This is a genomic window from Paenibacillus xylanexedens (assembly GCF_017874615.1).
Classification (GTDB): Bacteria; Bacillota; Bacilli; order Paenibacillales; family Paenibacillaceae; genus Paenibacillus; species Paenibacillus xylanexedens.
The window spans coordinates 161,775-180,635 of sequence record NZ_JAGIKV010000011.1 but is presented as its reverse complement, the minus strand read 5'-3'; the positions used below and the strand labels follow the sequence as shown (position 1 = coordinate 180,635).

Sequence of the window (18,861 nt, the reverse complement as noted above, 5' to 3'; positions counted from 1 at the left end):
TTAGCGGGAAAGGTGAGAATGGACTTTATGAAGACAGTGACAGGCCGATTCAGAATTGCGGGCATATGGGAGGGTGTATCCTTACTTCTGTTGATTTTTATTGCTATGCCTCTGAAATATTTTGCAGATATCTCTTCCGCTGTAGCCGTAATGGGCATGATTCATGGTATTTTGTTTCCTTTGTACCTTATTGCGCTAGTTCACTTGGCTCTGGTCAAAAAGTGGAAGATAACACGCTGGTTAATGGGTGGAATGGCCGGTCTTTTGCCGTTTGGAACTTTTGTATTTGAATCTTATCTTCGGAAGAGAAATTGGAAATAAAAATCAATAAGAATAAATTAAAGCAGGCGACTAATTCAGATGTTATCCGAATTGTCGCCTGTTACTTTCTGAACAAGTACTACTTTACTGTACCTTGCTGACGATCGGACAACAAACTGACTCCAATATCGCCAGAGGCATTCGACACAGGTGAATACGCCGAGAAGGAAGTAACAACTACCAGGGCAGTGAACAGAAATAAGAATGATTTTTTCATACCATAACCTCTTTTATATGGGGATATATTCCATTTGATTCTAACGCACATAGGCTATACTTGAAAAGAAAAAGTTTAAATGAGCAAGCTATTGAATGACTGAAAGGGTTGAGCTTCTATGAAAGATATTCATGAGTTAACAACGATAGAAATGGTTGAAGAAGCTATTCAACAACATGAATTGGTTTTTTTGTATGTATCTCGTCCAGAGTGCAGTGTATGTCACGCTTTATTCCCCAAGATCAGGGCGTTGCTTGAACCTTATCCATCTATATACCTGGGTCACATTAATGCTAACGAAGTGGAAGAGGTTGCATCCAAGTTTCTTATTTTTACCGTTCCAACAATGATCATGTTTGTGGAGCAGAAGGAATATATTCGAGCGGATCGTTTTGTTCGCTTGGAACGTCTGGAAGAGCAGCTGCAACAGATTCACTCCATGTATATCCAGGATGAGGAATAGAAAGCTAAAGCTTCATGAACGGCGGCTCATACATGAGCCGTTTTTTTTTGCGCACGCAGTGGCATATAGCTATGAATAAAGTACATGATGCCTGAACTCACAAATTAAAGTGTTGCCATGAAAACGGTTTTATGATAATTTAAACATTATAAAAACGTTTTTATAGTAAAGGAACAAAACTTATGGCAAAGATAACGATTAAAGATGTAGCAAGGGAAGCGGGCGTATCCATATCTACTGTCTCCAACGCCTTGAATGGTGTGGATGTCTTGAACCCGGAGACAAAATCACATGTTCTTAAGGTGGCAGAGCGTTTAAATTATGTGCCCAATCTGAATGGCAAGCTGTTGAAGTCCGGTCAAACCAAAATGCTCGGTTTTTTCACTACAAGTGTATCAGGTCCGTATTTCTATAAGCTGGTTGAGTCAATGTCTCGCGAATGTGATCGTCTTGGGTATGGTTTGAATGTATTTGTGACCAAGGATAAACACGTTATTATGAGTAATATTCTGGGTCGGCGGGTGGATGGTGTCATTATCTACGAAGAGCTTCGGATTGATGATCAAGATATTATCGCCATGGAGAAAGACAAGATCAAGGCTGTTTTTCTGGATCGGGTCTATCAGAGCGATACGATGGGAAGTGTCATTTTTGACTCGTACGTGGCGGCTTATGAAGCTACCAAGTATTTAATTGGGCTGGGGCACAAGAAAATTGCTTATATTTCGGGTGTGGACACGATGTTTGACAGTGTGCAGCGTAGAGACGGCTATCTGGCTGCCTTGCATGAATACCAGCTTCCAATCGATGAAGATTACATTATACAAGGGTATTTTGAGGAGGAGAGCACGTATAGTGCGATAAAATCTTTTCTTCATTTGCACCCCGGCAAGCGGCCTGATGCATTTCTTGCAGGGAATGACTTGAGTGCTATTGGCTGTATGCATGCGTTGAAGTCTGAGGGTTTTGAAGTGCCTCAAGATGTTAGTGTCGTGGGTTTTGACGATATTGATATCGCACAGTATTTTTCTCCACCGCTCACAACGGTAAGAAATCAAATTGCAAGACAGGGTATCCTGGCAATCAATCAACTGGTGGGTATGATCAAGGAGAAAGAACAAGGGGCTGCACAAAAATTGGCGGGTGAGCTGGTGGTGAGAGGTTCAAGCCATGTGAAGATCGACCGGAAAGACTACCGTACATAGGTTGACTCAGCTTCTTCTCCGGTCTTTTTTTACATAAATAAAAACAAAGGGGTTTTTTATGTCGAAAAATAAAAACGTTTTTATAAACATGCATGCATGATGGAGGGGAGTAAAAAAACGTGGATAAATTAGCCGTAGAGACATCAACCGGTAAAAATGCGATCAGTCCCAATGGGAAGAAACCCATCGGACAACGGGTTAAAGAATTCATAGTCGATTATCGGAGACAATGGGAGATTCAATCGATGATTATCCCGGGCATTATCTTTATGATTATTTTCTGTTATATCCCGATTTACGGTTTAACGATTGCCTTCAAAAATTACACGGTCATTGATACGCTGGCTACCGCTCCTTGGGTAGGGCTGGATAATTTTAGAATCATTTTGTCAGACAAATACTTCTGGGATGCAGTCGTGAATACGCTGGGGATCAGTTTTTTGAAATTAGGTATCGGGTTTGTCATTCCGATCATTCTCGCGATCATGATCTACGAGTTAAACAGCGGACGCTTCAAGAAGTTTGTGCAAACGGTTTCATATTTACCTCACTTTTTGTCCTGGATCGTACTCGGGGGAATGCTGATTACCTGGTTTTCAACAACGGGGTTATTTAATCAGTTGTTACTTAGCCTGGGAGTGATCTCGCAACCGCAGAACATCTTGCTGGATGCAGGCAAGTACTGGTGGATTGCTACGTTATCGGATATTTGGAAAGAAGCAGGTTGGGGAACGATTCTGTATCTGGCAATTATGGCGAAGATTGATCCTACGTATTATGAAGCGGCCAAAATCGATGGTGCAAGCCGTCTCAGACAGATCTGGAATATCACATTGCCCAACATGAAATCAATCATAAGCCTAAATCTGATTCTAACTGTAAGCGGTTTATTAGGGTCGAATCTGGATCAGACGCTGGTTCTCATGAACTCCCAGAATCGCGATAAAGCGGAAGTCATTAATTCGTACGTGTACCGTATGGGGATGTCTCAGGGTGACTTTTCATATGCAACGGCCGTTGGCTTGGGTGTCTCAATCATCTCTGTCATTCTACTCGTCACGGCGAACAAAATTACAAGCAAATTAAACGATAATCAATCTGTGTTGTAGAAGGAGGCATCCCGCGTGAATGGAAAGGTGGCAAAAGAAGATCTCGATAGTCGGATCTTTGATACCTTAAACATGATATTGCTAATCATCTGTACGATCGTTATTCTGGTTCCGCTCTGGAATGTCATCATCTCTTCCTTTAGTTCAGGCAAAGCGTTGGCGGAAGGAGGGTTCATCTTCTGGTCACCAGAATTCTCGCTGGAGAATTACAGAGCGGTATTCAATGATCAGGGCATCTGGCAGGCATTTTTCATATCAGTTTCCAAAACAACGATCGGCGTTGTTACACATGTGTTCTTCTGTGCCATGGTTGGTTACGGTCTGAGCAAAAAGTACATAAGAGGCCGTAAATTATACGTTGCCATGGGTGTTATTACAATGTTCTTCTCGGGCGGCATGATCCCAACATACCTGTTAATCAAATCACTTGGATTATTAAACAGCTTCTGGGTGTACATTATTCCGGCGTTATTCAGCTTCTATGATGTCGTGATTCTAATGAATTTCTTCCGAAATGTCCCAGATTCGCTGGAAGAATCCGCCAAGATTGATGGTGCAGGGGATTGGCATATTTTCCTGAAAATCTTCATTCCACTCTCTATGCCTGCCATGGCTACAATTGCGCTATTTAATGGGGTGGGGCAATGGAACGACTTCATGACGACCAAGTTATACATTACCGATCAGTCACTGTATCCACTTCAGATGATGTTGTATGAGATTATCGTGCAGTCACAGACACAATCCATGCAAAATGTCGGGGGTTCGGCTGTGATTGAAACAACGACCAAAGGCGTGCAATTGGCCACTATTGTCATTACTACGTTACCAATCGTACTGATCTATCCCATCGTTCAGAGATATTTTATCTCGGGAATGATGCTCGGAGCGGTCAAGGAATAGGAGCAACAAATACCCCATTTTGAGGAGGAAAAAAAATATGTTGAAGTTGAACAAGGCATCAGGCAAAAAAGGGATTAAATTGCTCGCAACACTGCTTACAGCCGTACTTATGATTACAGGTTGCAGCGGTGGATCGGGGGGCTCGAGTGAAGGAAACTGGGTATCCATTGAAGATCGGTATACGGTTGACCCGGAAAAGCCGGCTTGGCAGTTGGATAAAAAGGAAGAGGCTACCGACCTGACGTGGTACGTCAATGCTGACTGGTGGAACACTGATTTTGGCAAGGACATTGTTACCAAGAAAATCAAAGAGGATTTAAACATCAATATTAAATTCATCACGGGTGATGATACCAAGTTAAACACCTTTTTCGCAGGTGAAGATATGCCTGACTTGCTGACCGTATTTGACTCCAATTCTCCTGTGGTACAAAAAGCTGCAACCTGGGCTATGCCGCTGAACGATCTGGCGGAAAAATATGATCCCTACTTCAATAAAGTTGCGGCTGCCGATACATTGAACTGGTTCCAATTGGCGGATGGTAAAACCTATGGTTACCCGAACTATTCCAATACACAAGAGGATTATGATAGCGGTAACATTCCTGCCAAAACGGCGTTTATCATTCGTAAAGATGTGTACGAAGCTTTGGGTAGTCCGGTCATTGGAACGCCAGAAGAATTCCAGAGTGTGATGAAACAGATCAAGGAGAAGTTCCCGGCCCTAATTCCATTCGGCTTTAATGCCGTAGGTGAAGGAACGGGTTCACTCGGAGATACGTTGCAAGACTTCATTGGTGTTCCGCTTGAGAACGAGAATGGAGAATTCTATGATCGTAATCTGGATGAAGATTATCTCACGTGGTTGAAGACATTGAACACCGTGTATAGAGACGGCAATATCAGTGATGACAGTTTTGCAGATGATGGAACCGCTTTTGAGGAAAAAGTGAAGTCCGGTAAATATGCGACGATGCTGCTTGACGGTACACCTCAACAAGGAGGAAACCTGCAAATCTACATGAGTGCCAATCCAGGCAAAGAATATGTTGCTATTGATGGACCGCAGAGCACCAAAGGCAATGCACCAACATTAAATCAATCCGGAATAACCGGGTGGATGATCAATTTCATTTCCAAGGACTGTAAAGATCCGGCCAAGGCCATTCAGATATTCACATACTTGCTGAGTGAAGAAGGACAGACACTTATGAATTACGGGATCGAGGGGGAAACCTACCAAACCAAAGCCGACGGTAGTGTAGAATTGCTGCCAGCAGTGAAAGACCTGCAACTCAATAACGCGGATCAATTCAAAAAGGATTATCGGATGGGTGAATTTATGTTCTTCGGTCATGACCGCCACAAAGCACTCAGTGCAGATGCTTTTCCGGAAGCGATTAAACAGATGCAAGAGTGGGGCAAAGGCAAGCTGAAACCACACTTCATTCTGGAAAATATTAGCCCGGATCAAGGTACACCTGAAGCTCGTGCGTTGTCAGCAATCAATACGAAGTGGAATACAACGCTGGTCAGTATGGTTCGGTCCAAGGATGATGCCTCGTATGACAATGCACTGGCTTCTTACAAGTCATTTTTAGGTGAGAACCGTTGGGAAGAGATTGTGAAGGTACGCAGTGAAAAGATGAAACTGAACAAAGAGAAACTAGGCATTCAATAATAGAAATAAAGGAGAATCCTATGACTACATTCAAAATGTACAAATCCACGGGTGAAGAAGAGTTATTCGTATCTCTATCTCAGGAGCAATTGAAACCACTGGATACTGATAAGGAGACAACGACGATCCATCTGGATGATCAGCTAACGTATCAGGAGATGGACGGATTTGGTGCTTCTTTTACCGATTCATCTGCCTATTTGATCAACCAAATCTTGAATGAGGAGCAACGGGATGAGGTCATGACCAGACTATTCCATCCGGAGAAAGGGATCGGGCTGTCAGTCATCCGTAATCCGATGGGAGCTTCGGACTATGCGAGAATGGTATACAGTTATAACGATATGCCAGAACAGCAGACAGACCCGGAATTAACCCAATTCAGCATTGCACATGATGAAGGGGACGTTATTCCTTTAACGCAAAAGGCGCTGGAGTTGAATCCCGAACTGAAGCTGTTCGCTTCACCTTGGAGCGCACCTGGGTGGATGAAGACGAGCGGCTCCATGATCACTGGACAGCTGAAGGCTGAATGGTATCCGGCTTATGCGGAGTACTTTGTGAAGTATATCCAAGCCTATGTAGCGCATGGATTACCGATCCATGCCATTACACCTCAGAATGAAGCACTGTATGAACCGGGTCATTATCCAGGCATGTTGATGCCAGCCGAGGCCCAAGCAGATTTTATCAAAAATCATCTTAAACCAGCCTTTGTGCAAAATGATATTCAAACCAAGATTCTCTGTTACGATCACAACTGGGATCAACCGGACTATCCACTGACCGTGCTGAAACAAGCGGGAGATGAAGTGGACGGCGTGGCCTGGCACTGGTACGGGGGCGATGCTTCTGCTCAAACGAAGGTCTATGAAGCTTTTGCAGGGAAAGAAGTGCATTTCACCGAAGGCTCAGGCGGGGAATGGATCCCGCCCTTTGAACAGGCCTTCTCGAATGTGATGCGAACGGGAATCCACATTCTTCGTAATTACAGCAAGTCGTTTGTACTCTGGAATATGGCACTTGATGAGAACAACGGGCCAACCGTTCCGGGATTTGGCCGCAGTACGTGTCGTGGGATCGTCCAGGTGAATCAGCAAAAAAAGGAACTTACGTATACACTTGATTATTATGCTCTGGCTCATTTCAGTGCTGTGATCCGCCCGAAGGCTGTTCGGATCGAATCAACATCCAGTGATGATGGAATTTGTTCTGTGGCTTTTAAAAATGCCGATGGTTCCGTAGCATTAGTCCTCTTCAATGATGGGGAAGAAACGGCGAATGTGCAGACCGAGCTGCGAAATGAAGAGTTGTTATGTTTTCAAATGGAAAGCAAAAGTGTTATGTCCATTTTAATTCATCCCAATAAGTAAACATACCTAAGCATCAGGGCTTACGTCTTACGTTGTCAGTACCGTTTTTTGTTTGCGGTACTCCGTGGGCGTGAGCCCTGTATGCTTTTTGAACTGTCTGGAGAAATAATACAAATCACTGAAACCGAGATGCTCCGCGATGGCCGTTATCGTGTTCGGGGTGCAGGTCAGCAGTTCCTTGGCTTTATCGATTTTTTTGCCAGTAATATAGAGGATCGGAGGAACACCGATCTGCTGCTTGAAGAATCGAATGAAATAATTCGGATGCATGTAGGCGATCTGGGCCAGATCCTGAACCGAAATATTCTCTTCGATGTTGGAATCAATATACGCCAGAATGGTGGATAGTTTCTCCATGACAGGCACGTTAATAAAAGAGATCTGATTCAGATCCAGATTCATTATATAGTGGGATAGTAACTCGGTTAGTTTGCTCTTGGCCATCATATGGCCATAGACTTCATCGGATTTTGCATATGTAAGGATACTGCTGAAGATTCCTTGAATCAACTCAGGTTGATCAATCGTACAGATGTGTGGGAATTTCAGAATTTGGAACAAATTGATTCCCCCAACCTTCGCGCTAAAGTGACACCAATATTTGAGAAAAGGACGGTCATTAATGGCAGAGTAGGATTGTTTTATCCCCTCTGGCATTAAAATAAGCTGATTAGGCGTAGGGTAATACTCCTCATTCCCAATCTTGAGCCAACCTTCACCTTCGCATATGAAATAAAACTTGCTGTAATCGGGCGTGTAATCCAGATCCCGCCAATCCGTATCACACCGATTGTAACTGACCATGAATAATTCGACTTGGAGATTGGACAGGTAGTTCGTAAGCAAAGTTTGGTGATTCATACTTTTCATCTCCATACAAGGTTATTATTGTCCATCTAAAAGTTAATGTTCTGCATGTCTATCTTTCGGCCGTAGCACTACAATACAACTACAGACAATAACAGAAGGGATGAGAACATCTCATGGACAAAAACGAATATTTGCAACATATTGAAGCAACGATTGAGAACGGTAAATTCAAGGACAACTGGAGTTCGCTTAGCGCCTTCCAAGTACCCGAATGGTACCCAAAAGCGAAATTCGGCATATTCATTCACTGGGGGCTATATTCTGTACCGGCCTATGATAGCGAATGGTATTCGCGAAATATGTACATACAAGGCACCAAAGCTTATGAACATCACCTTGAGGTGTATGGACCTCATAAGGACTTTGGATATAAAGACTTCATTCCGATGTTTCGGGCAGAGAAGTTTGATGCAGACGAATGGGCAACGTTATTCAAACAGGCTGGAGCCAGATATGTTATGCCTGTGGCTGAGCACCATGATGGTTTTCAGATGTACAAAAGCTCTATCTCTCACTATAACACATATGAAATGGGCCCCAAACGGGATCTTCTGGGTGAGATGAAGGTTGCATACGAGAAGCAGGGGCTGACCTTATGTGTGTCGTCTCACCGCGCCGAGCACTGGTTCTTCATGTCTCACGGGAAGGAATTTGAATCAGATATTAAGGAACCCCTGGAGCGTGGGGATTTCTATTGGCCTGCCATGCCTGAACCCAAGGATCACTTCGACTTGTATGACTCACCTCCAACCGAGGAGTATCTGGAGGACTGGTTGATTCGCTGCTGTGAACTAGTGGATCAATATCAGCCAAAGGTTTTCTATTTCGATTGGTGGATTCAAACAGTTGCGTTCAAACCCTATCTGAAGAAATTTGCTGCCTATTATTATAACAAAGGCGAAGAATGGGGCGTGCCTGTTGCTATCAATTATAAACATGAGGCCTATATGTTTGGAAGTGCCGTTCCGGATGTGGAGCGGGGACAGTTCGCTGAGCTCAAGCCCTATTTTTGGCAAACAGATACGGCTGTCGCTAAAAACTCATGGTGTTATACGGAAAATAATAACTATAAAACGGCTGAGGAGATCATTCGGGATCTCGTCGATATTGTAAGCAAAAACGGGAATTTACTGCTGAACATTGGGCCCAAAGCAGACGGCAGCATACCGGATGAAGATCGTGACATTTTGCTGAGCATTGGCAAGTGGCTGGAAGTGAATGGGGAAGCGATCTATGACACGTCATTCTGGCGTACGTTTGGCGAGGGTCCGACAGAGGTGAAGGAAGGGCAATTCACGGACGGGGATACGAAGATATTTACGAGTGAAGATATACGGTTTACGTTAAAAGAAAGCAGTCTGTATGCCACGGTTCTTGCCTATCCAGATAACGGGGTGGTGCAGATTAAATCCCTGAAGGAAAATTCTCATCATTTTCAAGGGGTCATTCAAGATATTCAGGTACTTGGCTATGAAGAACAGCCGCAATGGGAGAGAACAGCGGACGCACTGACGATCACAACGACAACTGTGAAGAGTAATGCGCCGATTGTTTTCAAAATTGAATTGGACTGAGTTCTTTTTATAAATAAAAAGGTGAACCTGGCGGATGAACGAGTTTACTTCTCACTACTATTGCAATAAAAAAGGCGCATTCCGGAGTATACTTACTCACGAGGATGCGCTCTTTGGGTTGCTTCACATTTTCACCAATAATCGATATCCTGCAATGAATTTACACTCGCTTCTGTGTTCGTCTTGTTGACACGCGAGACTTGGTACCTCGTTTATGGATTAATCGATGTGTCTTCCGTTTGCGTTTGACTTTACGATGTGGGACATGACGGAGTATTTTCTTATCGATAGGTTGTGTACGTTGTTGGAGTGCCTGAAGTTCACAGGGTTCATGCGGTAGTTCCTTCAACGCTGTATAGCTTATAGGTAAAATATTCAAGGCCCGCATTGTTCGGGGAATTTCCTCATTAATGAACACGGCAAGTTCACGCTCACGAATGTCCGTCCATTCCGAAATTCCAATCAGAATGTCATCCACATAGCCGGGGTGACATACAATCTCGGTGATTCCCTCAGGCAGAGAAACCAAATGATGAAGCAGTCGCTGTAAACCCTCGTTGTCTCCATAGGTATCCAACAGAATCGTCTCGGTCATTCGGGGTATGGGCCCATTGGGGATGGAATGAACGATCTGAGATCTACGAAGAGGAACGTTTTCCCGAAAGGCTTTCTCCGCCATAATTTGATATATCATGGGATCGTTCTGATGTAACAAGTGATGGGAATCCAAATGTGCAGGATATCGGGAGGTTGCTATGAACCGATTCCATTGTGCATTAAGTTCTTTGGTAATATCAGCGGGATCTCGTACTAATGCACTATTCCCGTTATGAAAAGAACCATCAGGTTTCACTAGAGAAGGTATGCTACCCGGATCGGAAACAGGGTATCCATAAGTGAGATTGAAATGTAAACCGATTCCAAGGTCCGGTAGTGACCGGGCAGAACACACTGCATGCTCGAAGCCCGGCATATTGACCATCATCGAAGTGCTCGTAATTCCCCCTGCTTGATAGGCTTTTATAATCCCCTCGTTAATGGCAGGCGAGAGTCCGAAGTCGTCCGCATTAATAATGACTTGCCTGCTCATGTCCGTTACTCCCCTTCCCTGGATTGAGAACCAATCGAATATCATCTCTCCAATATATTAAAGGAACGAAGGGAGGGACCGTTCATTCGCACAGGTCTGCTAAAAGTCTTACTCCTATCAAAACAACATTCCTGGACGTTGCCAGTACGTCAAATAGCCTGAACAACACAAGGTAAGTGGATGTATGTCCACTCGTGAATAGAAATATTCGGGTCAGAATGCTAATACAATCACATGAAAAAATAATCACGAAATTCGTTGTGGCTAATATACTGTTTAGATCAAACCAGTGATGTTCGCCCGTTACGGAATAATTGAGACACACTAAGGAGGATCTGCAAAAAGATGAAACCAAAGAAACGCGCCAGATATGGTTGGAGCGGATTTAAGAAAAAAAAAGCTGAGGACTGTGACCATCCCCAAGAGCAGCACAAAGAAAACCATCACGAGCACCATCATAACCACCACAATAACCACCATCATAAGTGTTTTGACAAAGAAGCCGAATTGCTTCTCAAATTAATTGGTGAGTTGAAAGGAGCAATTGTACAGGTTTTTGCCAATCCCACGCCTCACAATGTTTCACTTCTGATTGAGGTACTGCGTAAATTACTGGCTCTGGTTCATCATTCGGATTTGAAAAAGGGAACCAAGGCAGATCTCGAAGCGATCTTGGAGCTTACCATTGTATCTGCAGAGGCCGTTCCATTTTCTCCGATCAGTGTGGGAACCAATTTGCAGCAATTGCTGGATGTGCTACTATCTGTCATTTTACAGGGGAATATCGATTCGGCTGAGAAAGATCAACTGGTCATTTTGATCCGGGCGACCGAATTGGCTATCACAACAGGGCTTAGAAACATAGGGAGTCAAGGTCCGGCAGGACCTGCAGGACCAGCGGGTCCTCAGGGCGTACCTGGTCCACAAGGCCCGGCTGGCGCTGCTGGTTCTCAGGGTGGTGTAGGTCCAGCTGGTACACCGGGAACTGCTGGTGCCCAGGGACCAGCAGGTGCGACAGGTGTTACTGGCGCAACGGGTGCGGCAGGCCCAGCAGGTGGCGCAACAGGAGCGACAGGCGTAACGGGGAGCACAGGAGCTGTTGGGGCAGCGGGCGTTACAGGAGCAACGGGCGATCCGGGTGTAACTGGAGCCACCGGAGCCGCAGGGTTGGCCGGAGCCACCGGGGGAACTGGAGCTACAGGAGTAGCAGGAGTACCTGGCGTGACTGGTGGTACGGGAGCTACAGGGGCCGGAGCCACGGGTGTGACAGGAACGACAGGTCTCACAGGTGTGACAGGGGCTACAGGTCTCACGGGTGTGACAGGGGCTACAGGTCTCACGGGTGTGACAGGGGCTACAGGTCTCACGGGTGTGACGGGAGCTACAGGTCTCACGGGTGTTACAGGTGTTACTGGGGCTACGGGTTCTGGAGCCATCATACCGTTTGCTTCTGGGGGACCTGCCATATTAACAACGATTCTTGGTGGACTGGTCGGAACGACAAGCCTTATCGGTTTCGGCAGCTCCGCAACAGGAGTCAGCATTCTGGGTGGAACGATTGATTTAACGGGAACGATTGTCGGACCACTTATAAACTTTGCGTTCTCCGTCCCACGTGATGGCGTTATCACTTCCATTGCTGCCTATTTCAGTACCACAGCAGCCTTGGCCTTGGTCGGTTCAACGGTGACCATCACTGCGCAATTATTTAGTTCACCTACTCCGAATAATGCATTTACTGCGGTTCCGGGGGCCGTCGTTACACTGGCTCCTCCACTCACTGGTATAATTGCTTTGGGGAGTATTTCTAACGGCATAACAACAGGGTTGGCTATTCCTGTGACTGCACAGACACGTCTGCTGCTGGTGTTCTCGGCAACGGCAGCCGGACTCACACTTGTGAATACGGTTGTCGGGTATGCAAGTGGTGGCGTGAACATTACATGATGAGATATAAATTTTGAGATGAACGACATGAGAGTTCTCATGTCGTTCTTTTTCTTGATTTGAAATTTTGAGTGAAAGGTCTTGGTTATATAGAACTAATATAAGCTATTATCCATCAAAATGATGCATGAATACGAAAGATAAGCTGAAATACGTAAGCGACATGAGACACATAAAAGCATTAAATAGACTTATTTTCTATATTTTTCAATAAAGTGCTTGTATATATCGAATAATGAATTTATACTATACCAATAAAATCCAATTAAATTCCTAATCGACTATTATATGTAATTGAAATGTTGAACTACTCACTCGTATCACGATCGAAAGTCATATCCACCACTCCTTAGCAAGCGTTCTGCTAACGCTCCAGATTACCCTTCCACATGAATGCTTATAGACATTCACTCTCATTGCATGATTCAACACCCACACTATTCACTCACATGGTTTAATCCGTTTCATTCAATCTCCTAAACTTCCAAGTAAAAAAACATAGACTGATCTGTTATCTCTTCTGACTCATATTGTTCCCTAACCAGACCTGTAAAGGAGGTGAGGCTTTATGTGAAATCCAGGGTATCTATTTCGTACGCAATAAAGGTTATTTTACCGTGTTATTCTGCAGAGAAGGGCATATGTACCAGACTAAATTAAAAAACCGGGTAAAAGGAGTGGAAAAGTTTGATAAAGATTAATCGGTTACGCAAGCCCATCTCCATGGGGCTCTCGCTTCTCCTTGCATTTTCGATCATTCATCCGGTTTCAGCTGAAAACTCCACATCATCCAAATTGGATATGAAATCTGGACTTGCCAAAGTTACGGAGTCCAAAGTAAACGCCAAGTTAACCAAAGAATTTGATGGTAGTGAATATGTGACCTATCTGGTGAAAATGAAGGAACAGGTGGATACAGCAGCAGTCTCCAAACAGGCCCTTGAAAAGGCGACCATCGCCAAACAAACGGCTTCAGCCACAAAGCTGTCCGTTCGGAATTCGGTCGTCAGCTCTCTGCGAGAAACGGCCTCGCGTACACAATATCCATTGGAAACTTATCTGGAAAAGGAAGTTGACCTGGGCAAGGTCAAAGAATATAAAAGCTATTTTATCGTCAATTCACTGGCAGTAACGAGTACCAAAGAAGTCATGGAACAGATTGCGCTGCTGCCTGAGGTGGAGAAGATTCTACCGAATGAGACGAGATACTTACAGAAAGCTGAAGTGAGTAAAGAACCGGCGAATGCGGCATCAGGCAAAGATGCTGTCCAAACGCCAGCTAAAGACTCTTCAGTCGGAGTCAAAGACAAAGAGCCTGCTGCAAAAGACAAGCTTGCGACAGAAAACGTGGAATGGAATCTGGATTACATCAATGCGCCAGCCGTATGGGATCGGGGCATCGATGGAACAGGGATTGTTGTTGCCAATCTGGACAGTGGTGTGGATTATACCCACCCGGCGCTTCGCAGCAAATGGCGGGGACTGGATGCTTCGGGCAATATCGTTGATCCCGAACTGAGCTGGTATGATCCGCACAGTAATGCTTCACTTCCTGCGGACGGAGACGGGCATGGTACGCACACGATGGGTACGATGGTTGGCTCCGAAGCAAATGGTACCAACCAGATCGGGGTTGCTCCCGGTGCGAAGTGGATTGGTGTACGGATATTCAATCCGGAAACAACAGATGCCATTATTCTGGATGGCGGACAGTGGTTGATTGCTCCGGTGGATGCGGAAGGCAATCTGCATCCTGAACTTGCACCGGATGTCGTGAACAATTCATGGGGCGGAGGAGCAGGACTGGATGAGTGGTTCCGACCGATGGTGCAAGCCTGGCGTGATGCTCAGATTTTCCCGGAATTCTCCGCAGGAAATGTGAGACTGGGTAACCCGGGCGGACCTGGTTCTGTTGCTAACCCGGCGAACTATCCTGAAAGTTTTGCTACAGGAGCAACCGATATCAACGGAAACCTGGCTTCGTTCTCGCTGCTGGGTCCATCCCCGTATGGTGAGATCAAACCGGAAGTATCTGCACCTGGTGTGAATATCCGTTCATCAGTTCCGGGCGGAGTATATGAGGGAGGCTGGAACGGAACATCCATGGCAGGCCCGCATACAACTGCACTTGCTGCACTGCTGCTTCAGGCCAATCATTCCCTTACGGTGGATCAGCTGGAGCAGATCATTACAGATACAGCCACGCCGAGAACGGATAGTCAATATCCGACATCTCCTAATAACGGCTACGGTCACGGCATTATTAATGCCCTCGATGCTGTGGGTTCTGTACTCGAAGGGATCGGCACAGTATCCGGCAGAGTGGTTACGGCCGGAGATGATCTGGAAGAGCCGGTACTGGCACATACCCCTGTTAATTCTGCCTTTACAGGCATCGATATACCATTAACCGCTCATGTGACAGATAACGTCGCGGTAGTCTCTGTTGAGGCTTTTGCCAAAACGACAGGTACCAACCAGTACGTTTATCTACCGATGAACCGGATTGCTGGAGATAACAAAGATGGGACGTATACAGCGACAATCCCTGCTTTTCTTATTGAACCGCAAGGTGTAGAGTATTATATCCGCGTGAACGACTACGGTAACAACGGATTCGAAAGTCAGGTATATAAAGTGGCTGTATCCAATGGTGTTCAGCCAGGATACCTTCAGGATTTTGAAGAAGATCAGCTGGGCTTCACGACTGGCGGAACCGGAAGTACCTGGGTATGGGGAGCACCAAGCAGTGGTCCTGGAAGTGCATACTCCGGTGACAAGGTAATTGCAACCAATCTGCAAGGGACTTATGTGGCGAATAGCAATGCATATCTGCTTGCGCCACCAATTGATCTCACCGAGAGTCCGGAAGGGGCGTTATTATCCTTCAAGCACTGGTATGATCTGGAGAATAACATCGACTTCGGCAAGGTATACATTGCTTCCGAGGATAGCGATTATGTGTTCGAAGAGCTGTTAACTTTCACGGGTACAGGTGGCAATTGGAAGACACAATATGTGGATCTTCGCGAATATGCGGGACAGCAGGTGTTCATCAAGTTCAATCTGACAAGCGATAATTCATTGCAAAAGGCTGGCTGGTACATTGATGATTTCGCTGTAGAAGAACTGGATGAGATTGCTCCGGGCGCTCCTGCCGGATTGTCTGCAACCGCTGATATTCTGGGCAACGTAGCCTTGAGCTGGACTGGTCCGAGCGATGAGGATCTCGAATCCTATATCGTATATCGCTCCACAACCGCAGGTGCAGGTTATGAATCCATTGGAACTGCAACAGGAACAACGTTTACAGATACGGCTACAGTGACAGATTCGACCTATTACTATACCGTTGCAGCACTTGATTATAGTGGTAATGAAAGTGACAAATCGAACGAGGTCTCCATTACAGTAGAGGTGCCTCAGGATATCTACATCGATCATTTCGATGGCAGTGATGACAATGGCTGGACTCATTCAGGAACCAAAGATGAGTGGGAACGCGGTATTCCGGTAACGGGACCTGCCAGCGCGGTTTCTCCACCGAATGTCTGGGCGACTGATCTCGACAATACGTACGAGAGTGGTTCCAACTATTCACTCGTATCTCCGGTCATTGATTTGACGGATGTGTCCGAAGGAACACTCACGTTTAATCATTGGTACGAGATTGAGAGTGGATATGACTTCGGGTATGTGGAAGTCACCAAGGATGGTGGAACCACATGGTCAGAACTGGGCAAATTCTCACATAGTACAAACGGTAAACAATGGACACCCGTATTTTATGATCTGGATGCACTTACCGGTAACGAAGTTCAATTCCGGTTCCGACTGACCTCAGATAACAGTGTTGTGAAGACAGGGTGGTTTATTGATGATTTTCGTGTACTGGGAGTTGCTGCGGAGACGGTAACGGAGGACAGTGCGGTTGTGCTTAACAATGACAAACCAAAACCGTCCTATGATAATCCATGGTACAAAATTTCGCGGACAGACAAAGCGGAATTTAACAAAACGAAACAGCAACAACCGGAAGTCGAAAAACCAGAAACAGGTTCGGTTAATCCACAAAGCCTGCCTGCAAGTGCAACGGTTACCGTACTGGAGACCGGACGTTCGGTGAAGACGGATTCGGCTACAGGCAAGTACAGCTTCACACACGTAGCAGGTGATTACACGTTAAAAGCTGAAGCATATGGATATTATCCTCGAACACAGCAGGTAACGATCACGGATGGCAATGGTGCCAAAGCCAACTTTAATCTGGAGGCAATCCCGCATGGACAGATTGAAGGTGTAGTAACGGATGAGCGGACAGGACAACCACTGGCTGATGCTTCCGTTCTCGTGGTGGAAGATGCCAAGGTAGGTGAAGTTCGCACAGGTTCAGATGGTAGCTTCGATATTCAGGTATTGGAAGGAAGTTATACCCTGTCCATCCGGGCTGCGGATTATTACAGTAAAACCGTAACTGTAACTGTACCTGGTAATGGGACAGCAGAGGCAAATGTTGCCTTGAAACCATTCATCGGTTTCCCAGGGGAAATTGCTTATGATGATGGAACAGCAGAGAACGCACGAGCTTTTAACGCTGCGGATAACGCTTGGGCAGTTCGAATGACACCAGAGCTGGAGACCGCTCAACTGACAGGTGCATCGTTCCGATTCTGGAACACCGAATGGCCTGTACCTGGAGGCACAGCGTTCCAATATGCCGTATATGATGCATCGGGTGCGGGCGGAGCTCCGGGACGACAACTGGCTGGACCATTTGACGGTACTGCACTTCGTAACGATCAATGGACAACCGTTGAATTCCCGGAACCGGTCATTGTAACGGGCGACTTCTATATCGTGTATGTTCAGAGTGTAGCTGGAACTGGTGCTCCGGGACTGGCTACTGATGAGAATGGTACGAATGCAGGTCGAAGCTGGCAGCGAGTAGGTGGCGCATGGAGCACTTCACCTGCAGAAGAAGGTAACTACATGATTCGTGCAGTTGTGAGATATCCGGTAAATGCACCTGTGCTCACAGCCCCTGCGAACACGTATACGAATCAGTCAACCTTCACCGTGTCGGGAACGTCTCCAGCATCCGGCGCCCAGATCAAGTTTTACAACGGCAAGGATCTGGCAGGTACAACAACGGTAGCAAATGGGAAGTTCTCATACGGTGTGAAGCTCCGTTCTGGCATTAATGCGATTACTGCGGAGGCAGTGGTGGACGGAAAAACAACCGACCGTTCACTCCCCGTTGTCATTATTCTGGATCAGACCAAACCACAGTTAACGATTCTCACGCCAGCTCAAGGGGATCGCATCAATGCAGAAGTGGTTCACGTAACGGGTAATGTCGTGGAACAATTCCTCGATAAGGTAACCGTTAACGGACAAACCGTACAAGTGGGTAAAGACAGAAGTTTCAGTCACCGTGTATTGGTCAATGAAGGCGAGAACACAATTACCATTACAGCAACCGATATCGCTGGTAACAAAACAACCGTAACCCGCACCGTCTATGTGGAAACGGCGTTGCCAGAACTTACGAATATTACTCCGGCTGAGGATGTTCGAATCACATCAGGGGAGAGTGTTACCGTTTCATTTGACAGTAAACCTGGTCTGCAAGCATCTTTCCGTATTCAGTTACCTTTGAATCTGAATGCCCAAGGGGCAGGAGAGATTCCATTGGTGGAGACTGAACCTGGTCGTTACACGGGTACGTACACAACACCTTCATCCCTTGTTCTGGATGGTGGAGTCATTGTGATTCGCGCTCAGGATGCAGCAGGCAACAAAGTAGAGGCTGAAGCAGCTGGACGATTGTTCGTCAGCGCAGCACAAGAACAATCCGTTCCAGAACCAGATTCGAGCCCTGAAGAGACTGAAACAGAAGTAGGTCCACCGTCCGCTGAGAGTCTGCAACCTTAATTATGCAAAGTGTGACATGGACGATAACTGCATTTTGATCATCTAAGCAAGAAGCCGATAAGCCGAGGTATCAGGGCTTGTCGGCTTTTTGTTGTATCTCGATTCACATCTGACGCCTAAGATTAATGAAGCATCCATTGGGGTGCTCTTTCTTTTGCTCTCATATGACAGCAG

General features: G+C 45.8%; 13 protein-coding genes. 10 read left to right on the top strand and 3 right to left on the bottom strand.

What is annotated here, in order from left to right; translation table 11 throughout:
- The first annotated feature begins 27 nt into the window (after positions 1-27).
- The gene (locus tag J2Z28_RS16410; protein WP_211083289.1) at positions 28-321 is read left to right on the top strand and encodes a DUF3817 domain-containing protein; all 294 of its coding nucleotides are present in this window, start codon (positions 28-30) and stop codon (positions 319-321) included.
- 79 nt (positions 322-400) lie between these two features.
- Here J2Z28_RS16410 and J2Z28_RS16405 read toward each other — a convergent pair whose 3' ends face one another.
- Positions 401-538, bottom strand: coding sequence for a hypothetical protein (locus tag J2Z28_RS16405; RefSeq protein WP_211083288.1), 138 nt, complete (start codon positions 536-538; stop codon positions 401-403).
- 118 nt (positions 539-656) lie between these two features.
- Here J2Z28_RS16405 and J2Z28_RS16400 point away from each other — a divergent pair, with 118 nt between their 5' ends.
- The 6 genes from J2Z28_RS16400 (at position 657) to J2Z28_RS16375 (ending at position 7,272) form a co-directional block, all read left to right on the top strand.
- A complete protein-coding gene (locus tag J2Z28_RS16400) occupies positions 657-1,001 on the top strand; it encodes a thioredoxin family protein (RefSeq protein ID WP_211083287.1) in 345 nt (114 codons plus the stop codon).
- A 182-nt stretch (positions 1,002-1,183) separates the two neighbouring features.
- The gene (locus J2Z28_RS16395; RefSeq protein ID WP_211083286.1) at positions 1,184-2,206 is read left to right on the top strand and encodes a LacI family DNA-binding transcriptional regulator; all 1,023 of its coding nucleotides are present in this window, start codon (positions 1,184-1,186) and stop codon (positions 2,204-2,206) included.
- A 119-nt stretch (positions 2,207-2,325) separates the two neighbouring features.
- Positions 2,326-3,315, top strand: a complete 990-nt coding sequence (locus J2Z28_RS16390; RefSeq protein WP_211083285.1) for an ABC transporter permease — start codon at positions 2,326-2,328, stop codon at positions 3,313-3,315.
- A gap of 15 nt (positions 3,316-3,330) precedes the next feature.
- Entirely contained in the window at positions 3,331-4,218 is an 888-nt protein-coding gene (locus J2Z28_RS16385; protein WP_017688674.1) for a carbohydrate ABC transporter permease, read from the top strand.
- A gap of 37 nt (positions 4,219-4,255) precedes the next feature.
- On the top strand, positions 4,256-5,899 hold the full coding sequence (locus J2Z28_RS16380) for a type 2 periplasmic-binding domain-containing protein (RefSeq protein ID WP_211083284.1): 1,644 nt from the start codon (positions 4,256-4,258) through the stop codon (positions 5,897-5,899).
- A 20-nt stretch (positions 5,900-5,919) separates the two neighbouring features.
- Positions 5,920-7,272: a glycoside hydrolase family 30 protein gene (locus tag J2Z28_RS16375; protein ID WP_211083283.1), complete on the top strand. Its 1,353-nt coding sequence runs from the start codon at positions 5,920-5,922 to the stop codon at positions 7,270-7,272.
- A 27-nt stretch (positions 7,273-7,299) separates the two neighbouring features.
- On the opposite strand, the gene J2Z28_RS16370 is transcribed toward J2Z28_RS16375, so the two are convergent.
- Positions 7,300-8,133 carry an AraC family transcriptional regulator gene (locus J2Z28_RS16370; protein ID WP_211083282.1) on the bottom strand — a complete coding sequence of 278 codons (834 nt, stop codon included), beginning with the start codon at positions 8,131-8,133 and terminating at the stop codon, positions 7,300-7,302.
- Positions 8,134-8,255: 122 nt separating this feature from the next.
- On the opposite strand from J2Z28_RS16370, the gene J2Z28_RS16365 reads away from it, so the two are divergent.
- Entirely contained in the window at positions 8,256-9,716 is a 1,461-nt protein-coding gene (locus J2Z28_RS16365) for an alpha-L-fucosidase (protein WP_211083281.1), read from the top strand.
- Between the two features lie 160 nt (positions 9,717-9,876).
- Here J2Z28_RS16365 and J2Z28_RS16360 read toward each other — a convergent pair whose 3' ends face one another.
- The gene (locus J2Z28_RS16360; RefSeq protein WP_211083280.1) at positions 9,877-10,806 is read right to left on the bottom strand and encodes a carbohydrate deacetylase; all 930 of its coding nucleotides are present in this window, start codon (positions 10,804-10,806) and stop codon (positions 9,877-9,879) included.
- 345 nt (positions 10,807-11,151) lie between these two features.
- Here J2Z28_RS16360 and J2Z28_RS16355 point away from each other — a divergent pair, with 345 nt between their 5' ends.
- Together J2Z28_RS16355 and J2Z28_RS16350 are read left to right on the top strand one after the other, a co-directional pair.
- Positions 11,152-12,753: an exosporium glycoprotein BclB-related protein gene (locus J2Z28_RS16355; protein WP_211083279.1), complete on the top strand. Its 1,602-nt coding sequence runs from the start codon at positions 11,152-11,154 to the stop codon at positions 12,751-12,753.
- 687 nt (positions 12,754-13,440) lie between these two features.
- Entirely contained in the window at positions 13,441-18,687 is a 5,247-nt protein-coding gene (locus tag J2Z28_RS16350) for a S8 family peptidase (RefSeq protein ID WP_211083278.1), read from the top strand.
- Positions 18,688-18,861 lie beyond the last annotated feature (174 nt).

Coding starts and splice junctions, on each gene's coding strand:
- J2Z28_RS16355 (WP_211083279.1), top strand. CDS start 11,152: ATGAAACCAAAGAAACGCGCCAGATATGGTTGGAGCGGATTTAAGAAA.
- J2Z28_RS16405 (WP_211083288.1), bottom strand. CDS start 538: ATGAAAAAATCATTCTTATTTCTGTTCACTGCCCTGGTAGTTGTTACT.
- J2Z28_RS16395 (WP_211083286.1), top strand. CDS start 1,184: ATGGCAAAGATAACGATTAAAGATGTAGCAAGGGAAGCGGGCGTATCC.
- J2Z28_RS16380 (WP_211083284.1), top strand. CDS start 4,256: ATGTTGAAGTTGAACAAGGCATCAGGCAAAAAAGGGATTAAATTGCTC.
- J2Z28_RS16375 (WP_211083283.1), top strand. CDS start 5,920: ATGACTACATTCAAAATGTACAAATCCACGGGTGAAGAAGAGTTATTC.
- J2Z28_RS16360 (WP_211083280.1), bottom strand. CDS start 10,806: ATGAGCAGGCAAGTCATTATTAATGCGGACGACTTCGGACTCTCGCCT.
- J2Z28_RS16400 (WP_211083287.1), top strand. CDS start 657: ATGAAAGATATTCATGAGTTAACAACGATAGAAATGGTTGAAGAAGCT.
- J2Z28_RS16410 (WP_211083289.1), top strand. CDS start 28: ATGAAGACAGTGACAGGCCGATTCAGAATTGCGGGCATATGGGAGGGT.
- J2Z28_RS16365 (WP_211083281.1), top strand. CDS start 8,256: ATGGACAAAAACGAATATTTGCAACATATTGAAGCAACGATTGAGAAC.
- J2Z28_RS16370 (WP_211083282.1), bottom strand. CDS start 8,133: ATGAATCACCAAACTTTGCTTACGAACTACCTGTCCAATCTCCAAGTC.